The sequence below is a fragment of the Caballeronia eucalypticola genome (genome assembly GCF_047608185.1).
Classification (GTDB): domain Bacteria; phylum Pseudomonadota; class Gammaproteobacteria; order Burkholderiales; family Burkholderiaceae; genus Caballeronia.
On sequence record NZ_JBLKRU010000048.1, the window covers coordinates 41564 to 54811 of the forward strand.

Here is a 13248-nt window from a genome sequence, read left to right on the forward strand (position 1 = left end):
ACCGGGGACAGAGTTGACACTTTCCGGCAGTCCAACTGTCTTGAAGCTGCTGTAAAAAGGTCGCTCCAACTGACGTTGGAACGACCTTATTTTTTAGCTTACCGTCGCCGGGTTGCGGCGCAACAAGCGGCTTGCTTCAAACGGCTTACTTCGCGTCGACCGTGCGTTGCTGTTGCTCGCCCAGACCCTGGATGCCGAGTCGCATGGTCTGTCCAGCCTTCAGGTAAACCGCGGAAGGCTTGACGCCCATGCCTACACCCGGCGGCGTGCCGGTGGAAATGACATCGCCGGGTTGCAGGCTCATCACCTTCGACAAATACGACACCAGCGCGGCCACGCCGAACACCATCGTCTTCGTGCTGCCGTTCTGATAACGATGTCCGTCTACTTCGAGCCACATATCGAGTTGCTGCGGATCGGCGATTTCGTCTTTCGTGACCAGCCACGGGCCGATCGGACCGAAGGTATCGAAACCCTTGCCCTTGTCCCATTGCGTGCCGTGCTCAAGTTGCCATTCGCGTTCGGACACGTCGTTGATCACGCAATAGCCGGCGACATAATCCAGCGCGTCCGCCTCGCTGACATATTTCGCTTCCTTGCCGATAACAACGCCGAGTTCAACTTCCCAATCCGTTTTCTTCGAGTTGCGCGGGATTTCGACGTCGTCGTTCGGACCGCAAATGGCGCTCGTCCACTTACCGAAAAGCACGGGTTCCGTCGGAACGGGCAGGTTCGATTCGGCCGCGTGGTCAGCGTAATTCAGTCCGATACAGACAAACTTGCCCACGGCTCCCACGCACGGGCCAATGCGCGGCTCGCCCGGCACTTCAGGCAGCGAAGCCGGATCGAGCGCGCGCAACTTGGCCAGCGTGGCGTCGGAAAGCGCCGCGCCAGCGATGTCGTCGACGACTTTCGACAAATCGCGAATCTTGCCGTTCTGATCCAGCAAACCCGGTTTTTCCTGACCCTTCGGCCCATAGCGCAGCAGTTTCATCGTGAGTGATCCTTCAGTTTTCAGGTTTTGCTTCGGTTTCGAGATGTTCGGTTTGAGCGGCCGTCTTTTCAGGCGAGATCGCTCGAGCATACGTTCGATCGCTTGCGATCGAATTTTCGGTCCGGTGCTTCAGGCCGGGCCGGTCGTGAACGACGATGCGTCGATGCGTCGTGATCCCGCTTTCGGGCTTCGCTTAGCGTTGCAAGCCTCACGGCATGCCGGATAATTGCGTTGCCAATCTTTTTACCATTCTTTGCTTTCGTTGCAATTGCAGTCGGGAAATTCAGGGTATATCGCAGTCATTCTTCATGCGGTTTTCTACACTTCTACAACCGGTAAAACTCTCGCGCGGTATCGCCGAAGATTGCCTGCTGCGCGGATGCATCGAGGTGCGCCGTCAATTGCCGCGCTGCGTCAAACCATTGTGGATAGTCACCGTTCAGATTCAGCACCGGCCAGTCGCTGCCCCACATCAACCGCTCAGGCCCAAAACAGTCGAGCAGATGATCGACATAAGGCTTGAGGGTTGGCGCCGTCCAACCGGGCGCGGCTTCCGTCGCCAGACCCGATAGTTTGCAAAGCAGCCGCTGTGGCAGCGCGGCTAATTCAGCTATGCCGTCCGCCCAGTTTTGCCACGCCGCGCGACCATCCCTGATTTGCGGCTTCGCACCATGATCAACGACGATTCGCAGCTCAGGAAAGCGCGCCGCAAACACCTTCAATGAAGGCACATGACGCGAAAATATCAATGCATCGAAGACGAGATTGTTTTTGATCAACGCGTGAATTGCCGGAGCGAGTGCGGGATTTTCGATCCAGCGATCGTCGGGCAGATCCTGCAGCATCGGGCGTACGCCCTTCAGTTTGGATTCGCGCGCCAACTCGTTGATCAACTCGACACTATTCGTCGCATCGAGCGGAACCCAGCCAACTATGCCGGCGATAGAGTCGTCGTCGCGAGCAAGATCGAGTAGATAACGCGTTTCATCGACAGTCGGCGCCGCCTGGACCACCACCGTGCGCGCAATCTGAACGGCTTCGCGAAGCGGCTTCAGATCAGCGGGACCGAAGACGCGGTACAAGGTCTGCAACTCTGGCGTCAACCAGCCATAGTCACCACGCGATGGGTCCCAGAAGTGCTGATGCGCATCGATCCGTTCAGCGTTCATGGTTTGCCTTCGTCAGAGTGATTGACGTTGGCGCGATCAATGTGCGGCACCGGCGCGTCACGATGCAACAAACCGGCCGCGCGCAACGCATCCCACAACGCGTCGGGCAGCGGATCAGCGAACGAAGCTGCATTCAAGCGCACCTCCGCCGGATTTCGTGCGCCCATCAGGACCGTGGCCACAACTTTATGCGCATAAGGAAATTGGAGGGCCGCGCTCGACAAGGCGACACCATGCGCACGGCAGATCTGCTCCAACGCGTCGACGCGTTCGACAATCGATGGCGGCGCATCGCCGTAGTTGAACTTCTGATTCGCCGCCTTCTGCGCTGTATCGGACGTCAATCCTCGCGCGAGAATGCCCGAATTGAACGCTCCGCCCAGCAGAATACCGACACCGCGTTTTTCGCATTCCGGCAGCAGGTCGTCGAGTACCGCCTGCTCCAACAACGTGTAGCGTCCCGCCAGCAACGCGCAATCGATATCGAATTCCGCCATCGCTTCCAGGATAGCGGCGCCCTCGTTCACACCGAGCCCAACCGCTTTTACGCCCCGCGATGTACGCAGTTCATCGAGCGCACGGAATCCACCTTCGTCTGTGAGCTGGCGCCAGTAGCGCGGATTATTCTCGCCGTGCGTGACGCGGCCAATGTCGTGAATCAGCACGATATCGATATCGACAATACCCATGCGTTGCTGGCTGTCTTCGAACGAACGAAGAATGCCGTCGTAGGTGTAGTCGTAGATCGCCTGAAACGGTAGCGGGTCCGACCAGCCTTCGCTGCCGTCGTAAGGCGTGGTGCGCGGGACAAAACGGCGGCCAACCTTGGTCGACAGCACGTAGTCTTCGCGCGGATATCGGCGCAACGCATCGCCTATCCGGTGTTCAGCTTTCGTATGGCCGTAGTGCGGAGCGGTATCGAAGTAACGAATCCCGCTTTGCCACGCGGCGTCCACGGTCCCCTGCGCGTCTGCCTCGGATAGTTCGTGATACAGGCCGCCAAGCGGTGCACTGCCTAGCGACAACGCCGTGACTTCCAGCGACGTCCTGCCCACCTTGCGCTTTTTCACAACGGGATTTCCGGTGATTGGGTTCATTGCGTTGGATCCGGTGCGTTGGATGGATGAGTCAGGCTCAAATTGACGTAATCGATACCGCATGCCGCGGCGTTGCGCTCGCCGGCAAACAGGCGGGGCCAACCGGTTCAAAGGTCTTGTAGGTCAGGATGAACTCCTGATGACCCAGCGATTCCGACTTCGACGCGGCGCCTGCCGCGACGCTCACGGTGAGATCGAATACTTCGCGACCCACATCGTCGAGCGTGGCACGGCCTTCCAGGATGCGGCCCGCGTCCACGTCCATGTCACCGGAAAGATTTCGATACGTCGCCGGATTCGCACACACCTTGATCACGGGCGAAATGGCCGAACCGACCACTGAACCGCGTCCAGTCGTGAACAGAATGACGTGTGCTCCGCAAGCAATCAGTTCGCCGATTTCCGCGTTGTCGCTGATGTTCGGGAAGCCGAAACGCGGTTCGCCATCGGGAACGACATCGAGCAGATATAAACCGCCAACCGGCGGAATGTCACCTGGCTTAACGATTCCCACAATCGGCGACGCACCGCTTTTCGCGTACGCCCCGAGTGACTTTTCTTCTTGCGTGGTAAGACCGCCATCCGCATTGCCGACCGCGAACGAGCCGTGTCCCATGATGGAGTAATAGCGCGCGGCCTTGTCCACGCACGCGACAATTTCGCGGCCCAGTTCCGGCCGCGCGGCCCGGCTTTCCATGTGAAACTCGCAGCCAACCAGTTCGCCGGTTTCCTCGAAAATACACGCGGCGCCGGCGTCGATCAGCGCATCGAACGCGCGTCCCACGGCGGGATTCGCCGTAATGCCGCTGGTGCCGTCCGAGCCGCCGCAAATCGTGCCGACGATCAATTCGTCGAGTCCCATTGGCACTTTCGGTTGCTGCGCGAGCGTCGCGCGCACATCGCGAATCCAGTCCATGCCGTTCTGGATCGTGCTGCGCGTCCCGCCCTTTTCCTGGATCGTCAGGACTTCAGCCGGGCGGCCGCTTGCGCGCACGGCATCGACCAGATAATGCTTGTTCATACTCTCACAGCCGAGCGAGACGAACAGGACAGCGCCCACATTCGGATGCGTGGTGAGCCGCTCCATCATCTTTTCTGCATAGCCGTTCGGATAGCAGCCCGGAAACCCGATCAGGTGCACAGGCGGTTCCTGCTCGGCGGCGGGGTCGTCGAAGGCGTCGAAGGCCGGACGAAACTGCGTGACAATTTCCCTCGCCACGTGATGCGCGCATTCGACGAGATACGCGACCGCGATCACATTGCGGATGCCCTTGCGGCCATCGGCGCGCAGGAAGCCTTGAAGCGGCGGTGTAATGGTGGCTGTCATTGGCTTAGCGGTCCCGGTGATCCACGAACGCATGGCCGGCGTCGTGGGTATAGGTCGGGAGATAGTCGCTCTCGAGATTGTGCGTGTGCAGATGTTCGCCGGGCTGAACGTCCGAGGTCACGTGGCCAATGATCGCGCCATACCGCAACACTTTTTCGTCAGTCCGCAACGCACGGCGCGCCACCTTGTGCCCAAGGTCGATCGTCTTCGCCAGCGTGACAAACTCCCCCTCGATCTCGACGCGCTCCCCCGCCGGCAGACGAGCGCCAGCAATCAGGCAATTGTCCTGCGGGCTTTGAAGGATGAGCCGGGCGTCGGTGAGCTTGTGAGGAGTTTGCTGCACGGAAACTTCCTTGAGAACGGACGGCATTCGAGATGACGTTCGTGCGGACAAACGGCATTGCCGCGGGTTTGCATCAGTACAATCATTTATCAGTGAACGTATTATTCATATGCGGACAAGTTGAAGTCAAGCTAAGTGCGCCGCTTAGCGGTCCGTGTTTTCCCTTAGCATCTTGCTTTTAAGCGACCTAACCGAAGGCCATCATGCAGGCAGACGAACCCACCGACGCCGACCGCTACCGCGCGCCCGCGCTGGATAAAGGTCTCGATATCCTCGAGCTGCTCGCTGAGCAAAAGGATGGACTCACACGCGCCGAGATCACAAAATCGCTGGGGCGCAATGCGAGCGAGATGTATCGAATGCTCGAGCGGCTGGTCGCGCGACAGTACGTGGTGCGCTCGCCCGCGGGCGACCGTTATTCGCTGAGCCTGAAACTGTATGCGCTCGCGCACCGGCACCCGCCGATGAACCGCCTGATCGCGGAAGCCTTGCCCGTCATGCAGCGTTTTGCGGATCGCGCGGAGCAATCGTGTCATCTCGCCGCTTACGATCGGGGCAATTTGCTTGTGATCGCCCAGGTTGACGGGCCGGGAACATGGGGGATTTCGGTGCGGCTCGGCGCGCGGGTCGGGTTAATCGATACCGGTTCGGGCCGCGTGATCCTCGCGTTCCAAAGCGCGGAACAACGCGCACACATGCTGACCGAACACACGCGTGTCAAGGGTGAGTCCGAGCTGGATCCGCTCGCGCTGGAAAGCGCATACAAACAGATTCGCGCAGATGGTTTTCTCCACAAGGAGAGTCAGCAGACCTTCGGCGTGATGGACGTGAGTTTTCCGCTGCTCGGGCCGTCGGGCCAAGCGATTGCGACGCTGACGTGTCCGTATCTCCGGCGTATCGACGAATACGTGGCGCCGTCTCTTGACGAAGTCAGCGCGCAGCTTGGTGAAGCGGCGGCGGCGCTGTCGATGTTTCGCGATCCGGATGCAGAGTTCGGCGATTCACCGGATTTAGGGGATATACGGGATTCGAGCGCAGCTTAGGGCCGGTGGTTTAAGGCTGGCGGATTCGTTGTGATGGGCTGGCTGGAAGGCTCCGTTCGCTTCTATGCAGAAACGCGATTCGCGGATTCCACAGGTTCCGGTTCGACGCAACGCGTTAGAATGGCGACCCTCTCAAAAAGCGAGCCGTCGCCCCCCGCGACGTTTCGCGTCTTTTTCTACGCAAGGCAATGGCGAAACTCCTTTCCGATCCCGAATTTCAGCGCTTCTCCGAACTTCAGCAAAAGCAGTCCAGCTTCACGATCACGAGCGAGGAAGCGGACGAGCTGCGCGATATTGTCGCCCGTGCGCAGCAAAAGCGCGACGATCGCGCGGCTGCAATGCAGTCCATCGAAACGTTTATCAAGCAGTTCGACATTGGCGCGGACGAACTCTTTACGGCCGACCAGATCGCCGATGCCGCCCGCAATTTCGGCCTGATTCCAGCAGCGAAAAAAGAACGTGTGATGCCGCCGCAATTGTCGTTCAACGGCAAGCCGTATCAATGGACCACTCGCGCCCTGCCCGACGATATCCGCGTTCCGCTGTTCGAAGCGTTCACGTCGGGCGCGTCGGTTAAGGCGTTTATTGCTACGCCCAAGGACGCAACGCGTTGCGCGACAACGATCGCGCGACTGGAGCGCGAAACTGGCAGCACTTACGCCGATGCGTGGCTGGACGAGTTGGCTGTATCGCGTGCACAGGTTGACGAAGCGCTCGCAAAGCTGCTTGCTTGAGGTGACGAAGGAAGGTCGCGGCCAGCATGTTGCAGCACATGTTGGCCGCTCACCACGGCGACCGGGTGCCCGCGTTTTTCACCTGCACGGGATCTGTAGTCTTCACGACGACCCCGCGCTGGCTTCCGCTTCTCCTCCCGCCAGCCGCATCCTGAAACCGGTCACGCCTGGATCTTCCGTGGCGGTTATCTCGAATCCCAGACGGCGCGCGAGTCCAATCATGCCGGTGTTCTCGCGCAACGCCTCACCGACCAGCCAGCGGGTTCCACGCGCCCGGCAATACGCGATGATCCGAGTCAGCAGCATCGTTCCCAGCCGCTTGCCCTTCAGATCCGAGCGCACCGCGACTGCGAACTCGGCGGTTTCGTTATCCGGATCGGCAACCGCGCGCACTACCCCCAATGTCTCGATAGCATCGTGTTCACCCGTGACAGCGATAAACGCCATCTCGCGGTCATAGTCAATCTGCGTCATGCGAGCGAGTTGCGAGTGATCGAAACTGCGCACGGAGCTGAAGAACCGCAGACGCAGATCGTCAGGCGTCATCGCAGCGACGAAAGCGCTGTGGGCGGCTTCGTCGTCGGGACGGATCGGCCGCACGGTGATAAGCAGGCCGCTCCAGTCAAGCGTCTCCTCGAGTTGCCGCGGATACGGTTGAATGGCGAGCGGCGTGCGATGCGCGGCCAGCGTCAGATGGGGTTCATACACCACGACCGCCTGACGGGTCACGCGCGCCGTCAACCGCAGCGCGACAATCTGCTCGATTTCGCAGACAGCCTGCGACAAGGCCGTCAACGCAATCAACAAATTTTCGGCAGGGAGTTCGCGCGCCCTCGGCGAGCGCATCACGAGGTCTCGCGCCAAAACCGGGTTAAGCGGCGGAAGTGCAAATTCATGCATTGCGTCCGGCAAACCAAGCGCGCCGATAGCCTTGAACTCGAACACCGGTCCGAACACGCGATGGTTGAGCAAGCGGACATCGATTTCGATGGCATCGACGCTGCGCGGCCCCGCCGACCCCGCCTTCACAACAACGCCAAACTGTGCCAGCACCCGCGACGCCCGCTCGCCATCCAGCTCAGCGACGCCCGCGGTCAACGCGGTCATGATCTGAGCCTGTGCACTGTCCAGCGCGACCAGGGTTTGAGGACGCGGCCCGTCGGGCGTCTGCATCAACATCTCCCGACCCTGACGATAATCCACCAGCCGTGCGAAACCCCGCGCCAGACGTTGAGGCGTGGTATGGACGGGAATTCCGTGGGCATGCAATGCGTCGCGCGTGGCCTGGTCCACGCAGCCGAAAAAACAGGTCAGCAAACCGCGATACGCATGGCTTTGCTGCTCGATCAGCGCGCGTGCGACGTCCGCGACAGGCGCGGTGTGGGTTGGTGCGTGAACCACGAATGCCGTGCCGGTTTCGCGGTGCGGCGCCAGTGCTGCGAGCGCCGCGCCGAAGTCCGCCGCGGTGGCGGTGTCTCCGAGTTGCAGCGGGTTCCCCAGACGCGCGTGCGGCAGCGCCGCGGCGACTGACACACGCGCAGCCTCGGGCCAGAGCGCGAGCGCATCTCCGGCCGCGGCAAAGGCGTCGGCAGCGAGCGCAGCCACGCCGCGATCACTGGTGATGACGGTCGCCCGGTCGCTTGCGGCCACACGGCCGACGCCGAGAGTCTCGATTTCATCGAGCAGGTCGTCGAGTGAGTCCACCCGTACCAGGCCGGCGCGCCGAAAAGCGGCACTGTAAAGCGCATCGAAAGGATCGTCATGGCCCGTGCGCAAAACCAGCACGGGCTTGTTGCGCGCCGCCGCTCGCGCCGCCGACATGAATTTGCGCGCCATTCGCACCGATTCGATGGCCATCAGGATGGCGCGCGTCCGTGAGTCGCTTGCAAGGAAATCGAGGATGTCGCCCACGTCAACGTCGGCCTCGTCGCCCAGCGCGACCACCCTAGAAAAGCCCAGGCCGCGTGCGTTCGCCCAGCCCATCACGCCGTTGGTCAACGCGTTCGACGCCGATACCCACGCCACACCGCCTGCCGCGATGGCGCACGGCGGCGCCCCAAGCACCGCGCCCACTGCCGGCGTTGTCACACCGACGCTGGCCGGGCCGACTACGCGCAGCAAAAATGGCCGCGCAGCCGCAAGCGTACGATGCGTCCAGTCGCGGGCCTCCCCTTCACTTGCCTCCCCTGCCTGCCCCGCTTGCCCGATGATGACCACCGCCCGCGTGCCACGCTCACCCAGTTGGCCAACGATCTCCGGCCATGTGGGCGGTGGCGTGCACAACACCGCCACGGTAGGACCATCCGGCAAGTCACCGATGCCCGCAAACACCGCAACCCCATTCAACTGACGATGCTTCGGATTCACCGGCCAGACCGGGCCCGCGAAGTTGGCGGCGCTCAGCCGTGACCACACCATTTCGCCGATGCTGCCCGCACGCAGCGACGCCCCGATTACGGCGATCGACTTCGGGTTGAACAATGCATCGAGATTGCGTACGGTCATGCGGCCTCCGTAAATTGGATCTATCCAGCATAGGCGATTCGCAACACCGCAACTACTAGCCAGATGGCCTATGCCCCGCCTTTGCCAACACAGGTTCCCATATTTCCTGATGACTCAATATGAGAATTCGTTTTGCCCCAGCGTCAGCCGAACGGGCTATTGTCTCGCACCGGGAACCAAGGTAATTTGGTTGAACGCGGGGCAGGAGCGATTCTGGTTCGCGGAGGAGGCACGTTTACTCGGCCACAAGAAAAGCCGAGAGGGTTGGGCGGTCAGGAATCACTATGCGACATCTTCCATCATTGATTGCGTTGCGTTTCTTCGAAGAAACGGCGCGTCATTTGAGTTTCAACCGCGCGGCGCGAGCGTTGTGCGTTACGCAAGGAGCTGTAAGCCGTCAGATCAGGCTACTGGAAGAATCTCTGGGCGTGAAGCTTTTCGAGCGCGACCACAGAGGAATCCGCTTAACGCAGGCAGGTGTGTCGCTGATGCCATCGGTGACAGAGGCATTTGACGTGATCGAGCGCGGAACGCGTCACCTGACTGGAACCGTCGAGCGCAAGCGTTTGATTGTGTCATTGCCGCCCACCTTCGCCACGCAGTGGTTTTCGTCGCGGTTAGGCGCATTGTCGGAACAGTTGCCGGACGTCGACCTGTCTATTCGCACGCAGGAAAGCGACGAGTGTCATTGCAGCGTGCGCTTTGGGCGCGACGCGGCAGCGCATGGGTGGTCGGAACTGCTGATCGTAGAGCGGCACGCGCTGGTGGGATCAGCATCGCTTAAAGGAACGCCGGTCGAGACCTTGCTGGATCGATTGCCCGCGCTTCATGTGCTGCACGAGGACGTGCGTTTGAACCTATGGCCGGACTGGCTGGCAAAAGCGGGCCTGCCGCCACGTTATGCCGAGAACGGTATTGAATTTTCGAATCTGCAGCAGGCAATCCATGCGGCGCGACGCGGCGTTGGGCTTGCCGTTGTGGATCTGAACATGATTGCTGATGAGTTGGCCGAGGGTGCGCTCGTGAGAATGTCGGACGTCGAGATCAGTGGACCATTCGGATACTGGCTGGATATACCGGAAGCGCACCGCGACGCCAGCACCGTGACCGCTTTCGCCGATTGGCTGCGCCATGAAGCCGCCCTGCCCGTTTGAATGGCCGTCTTGGGCAGTCTCGGCTTACGCTAGAGGTACGGGGGGAAATCGCAGCCGGGAACATCGTCAAATTCGACGCTATCTTCCGTCAGCGCGACCGGGCTCTACCGAGCAACAGTCGCCGGCGTCGCAGCGCTGGTCACGCCACGCTCTCCACCCGCCGCCATTTCACTTCCCAACACGCAATGCGACTGCAACGATAAATACCCGGGGTTATAAGCCTTCGCATCTTTCTTTGGCAGCGTATAAGCAATCCGGCACTGCTCCACCGGACCGCTGCCCCATTTCACCGTCAGCGCGCCCTGTTCCTCGAGACCGCGTGCAAATATTCTGCTGTCCTGACCGACCACGCCAACGCTCCTGCCTTGTTCGTCTTCCACACTCGCTCCAAAGGGTAACGATCCACCACCCAGTTTCGGCGCCTGAATCAGTGCCGCCCGGCCACTCACCGTCTCGTACTTCATCATCACGATAGAACCCGCGTGCGGCGCCACTTGCGCTGACGTCGATTTAAATTCAACGTCAGTGGACGTGCCCTTCGGGTCAAGATCCACCTCGTTCATGCTGTACGGCGACAAGTAAGGTATCACCGCGTAACCGCGCGAATCAACCTTCGTTCCCGGTGAACTCGTCACCATTGCACCCGCCGCATCAGGCGCCTCCACAATGCCGATCGTGTCACCCACCGTCTGCGATAACGTCACCCCGCCCGGGTGCGCCACCACGGATCCTTGCACGCCCGCCGACACTTGACGCGTCCCCGCGCCGCCACTCGCCGATGCATTCAACGTCGCGTAAGGCGCACGATATGTCGCGCTCACCCCCGCGTTGCCGTTATTCGCCGACGTGCCGCCCGCGTTATACGTGCCATAGCCGTTGTACGAGAACTGGTTTGTTTCACCCAGCGAACCACTCACATTTGCCTGCATGTCGCTCGCGCCGTCGGAGGTGTGCGAGGCGTTGGTGGTCAGCATCGGCGCATGCGCCTTATGACCCAGCGGAATGGTCGTGCTCAGCATGAAGTCGTTCGATAACTGCCCGTCCATCGAGCGCGTGCGCCCAGCCGTCAAGCTGTACGTTCCGTACTTGAACGCGTTGGTGTAGCCCGCCTGGAACAGCGTGTCGTTGCCGCCCCGGTTCCAGTAGTTCTGCGACGAGCCCGTCACGAACATCGTGCCGTGATCCCCCAGCTTCTGGTTCACCGACACCTGCATGCGGTTACGTTGCCGGTAAATCGAGTTGATATCGCCACCGTGCTCCGCCATATCGCGCACCGTCGCCGCATCGCTCAGGTTCATGTAGCCCGCCGTCGAGAAACGATACGCCGCCACCGATATATTCGTGTCGGTCGCCGCGATGAACTTGCTGTAACCCACGCGCAAGCTCGTGCCGTGCATCGACTGCGCATTCGGCACGCTCGTGAACGCACCCGTCACGTCCATCGAGAAGGCACCGACTCCCGTGTTCAACGCACCACCCACGTTCAACGCACCATAACCACTCGATGCCACCACGCCGCCGTACGCGGTGACCGCGTTGGTGAGACCCCGCTGAATCGTGAACTGAGCGAAGACGGGCTTCGTATCGAGTGAATCGTTGCGCAACTGGCCAGCGGTTGCGCTGAAACGCGTGACACCCGGACGCAGCAATTGCGCCACCGATGCAAACGGCACCGTGAACTCCTTGCTGCGGCCATCGGCTTCGGTGACCGTGACGACGAGGTCGCCGCCGTAACCCGTCGAATACAGGTCGTTGATTTCAAACGGCCCGGGCGCAACGTTCGTTTCCTGCAACACCTGGCCGTTCTGGCGAATCGTCACGCGTGCGTTCGTTTCCGCCGTGCCGCGCACGACCGGCGCGTAACCGCGCATCGATTCAGGCAGCATGCGGTCGTCGGTCGCCAGTTGCACGCCGCGAAACGACACGCCGTCGAAGATCTCGCCGGTCGTGTTCGCATCGCCCACGGTCAGTTGCGAGCCCAGCTTGGTGATATCGCGCTGCGCGTAGGTCGCGATGTTGTCGAACTGGGTCTTCTGACCCGTGCCCGCTGACACCGACGATTGATGGCGCAGATGCCACGCGCCAATGTTCACGCCCGCGCTCAAGCCCAGGTAGCTTTGGCTCGAGCCCACGCCCGAACCTTCCGTGTGATACGTGTTCGCGTTGTAGCTGATAAAGCCACCGTTGACGCCCCGGTCCCACTGTTCGGGCGGCACGTAGCCACGTGCCGAGTTCTTCATGAACGCCTGCGGCACGCTCAGTTCAAGCGTCTGCTGCGTGAAGTCGAAATCGACTGTCGCGCCCGGCACGATAGTGCCGATTTCTTCGCAGGTTTCGGCGTGGGCAGCAGCCGTTGCAGCGCTACGTCCGGCGGCAGCATCAGCCTTCGTCAGATCCACCCCGGCGCGTTGCAACAGCGCGCGGCTGAAACACGGCTTTGAGCCCAGCTTGCCGTCAGGCGAAGCAAAGCGGATGTCTTCACGCGCCAGACGCGCTCCATTCACGATCAGGTCCACCGGATACGTGCCCGGCGTCACCGCGTTGCCGCGCGTGAAACGGCTGGTATCGACTGCACTGCCCGCGTCTCCGCGCAAATACGTGTTGTCGAAGCTGACTTCATCGACGGCGCCGGTCTGCGTTTGCGGCGTAATCGCGACATCGGCCACGGCTTGAGAGATTGCACCGCACGCCATCATCGAGAAAGCGATCGCGGCAAGCGGCTTCAGGCGCAGCCGGAATGCGACCGGGTACTGAGCATTGAATGCGGTTTGAGCAGCGTGTTTCATGATTCAGCCTGCGATGATTGGGTCAATTCAGACGCGAGTTGACCCATCGGGCTGTTCGGAACAGTCCGCTCGGTAAAACGCGTGTTGAGTGTTGGG

The 13248-nt window shown here is 61.0% G+C and carries 10 protein-coding genes; 3 read left to right on the forward strand and 7 right to left on the reverse strand.

Annotation, left to right across the window (positions count from 1 at the left end; genetic code table 11):
* Nucleotides 1-145 precede the first annotated feature (145 nt).
* The 5 genes from ACMX25_RS33850 to ACMX25_RS33870 all read right to left on the reverse strand — a co-directional run bounded on the left by ACMX25_RS33850 (nucleotide 146) and on the right by ACMX25_RS33870 (nucleotide 4930).
* Nucleotides 146-994 carry an ureidoglycolate lyase gene (locus ACMX25_RS33850; RefSeq protein ID WP_089164352.1) on the reverse strand — a complete coding sequence of 283 codons (849 nt, stop codon included), beginning with the start codon at nucleotides 992-994 and terminating at the stop codon, nucleotides 146-148.
* 326 nt (nucleotides 995-1320) lie between these two features.
* The gene (locus ACMX25_RS33855; protein ID WP_414954251.1) at nucleotides 1321-2163 is read right to left on the reverse strand and encodes an amidohydrolase family protein; all 843 of its coding nucleotides are present in this window, start codon (nucleotides 2161-2163) and stop codon (nucleotides 1321-1323) included.
* Nucleotides 2160-3260 (reverse strand): aldo/keto reductase, encoded by a 1101-nt coding sequence (locus ACMX25_RS33860; protein ID WP_414954252.1) that lies wholly within the window; start codon nucleotides 3258-3260, stop codon nucleotides 2160-2162. Before ACMX25_RS33860 ends, ACMX25_RS33855 begins: the two co-directional genes overlap by 4 nt.
* Before the next feature lie 37 nt (nucleotides 3261-3297).
* Entirely contained in the window at nucleotides 3298-4587 is a 1290-nt protein-coding gene (locus tag ACMX25_RS33865; protein ID WP_414954253.1) for a UxaA family hydrolase, read from the reverse strand.
* A gap of 4 nt (nucleotides 4588-4591) precedes the next feature.
* The gene (locus ACMX25_RS33870; RefSeq protein WP_414954254.1) at nucleotides 4592-4930 is read right to left on the reverse strand and encodes a UxaA family hydrolase; all 339 of its coding nucleotides are present in this window, start codon (nucleotides 4928-4930) and stop codon (nucleotides 4592-4594) included.
* A 203-nt stretch (nucleotides 4931-5133) separates the two neighbouring features.
* On the opposite strand from ACMX25_RS33870, the gene ACMX25_RS33875 reads away from it, so the two are divergent.
* Nucleotides 5134-5973: an IclR family transcriptional regulator gene (locus tag ACMX25_RS33875; RefSeq protein ID WP_414954255.1), complete on the forward strand. Its 840-nt coding sequence runs from the start codon at nucleotides 5134-5136 to the stop codon at nucleotides 5971-5973.
* A gap of 188 nt (nucleotides 5974-6161) precedes the next feature.
* A complete protein-coding gene (locus ACMX25_RS33880; RefSeq protein WP_414954256.1) occupies nucleotides 6162-6707 on the forward strand; it encodes a hypothetical protein in 546 nt (181 codons plus the stop codon).
* 102 nt (nucleotides 6708-6809) lie between these two features.
* Here the strand turns inward: ACMX25_RS33880 and ACMX25_RS33885 are convergent, their stop codons facing one another.
* The gene (locus ACMX25_RS33885; RefSeq protein WP_414954257.1) at nucleotides 6810-9212 is read right to left on the reverse strand and encodes a bifunctional acetate--CoA ligase family protein/GNAT family N-acetyltransferase; all 2403 of its coding nucleotides are present in this window, start codon (nucleotides 9210-9212) and stop codon (nucleotides 6810-6812) included.
* Between the two features lie 284 nt (nucleotides 9213-9496).
* Here ACMX25_RS33885 and ACMX25_RS33890 point away from each other — a divergent pair, with 284 nt between their 5' ends.
* Entirely contained in the window at nucleotides 9497-10366 is an 870-nt protein-coding gene (locus tag ACMX25_RS33890; protein WP_414954258.1) for a LysR family transcriptional regulator, read from the forward strand.
* A 104-nt stretch (nucleotides 10367-10470) separates the two neighbouring features.
* Here ACMX25_RS33890 and ACMX25_RS33895 read toward each other — a convergent pair whose 3' ends face one another.
* Nucleotides 10471-13152 (reverse strand): fimbria/pilus outer membrane usher protein, encoded by a 2682-nt coding sequence (locus ACMX25_RS33895; protein WP_414954259.1) that lies wholly within the window; start codon nucleotides 13150-13152, stop codon nucleotides 10471-10473.
* Nucleotides 13153-13248: the final 96 nt, after the last annotated feature.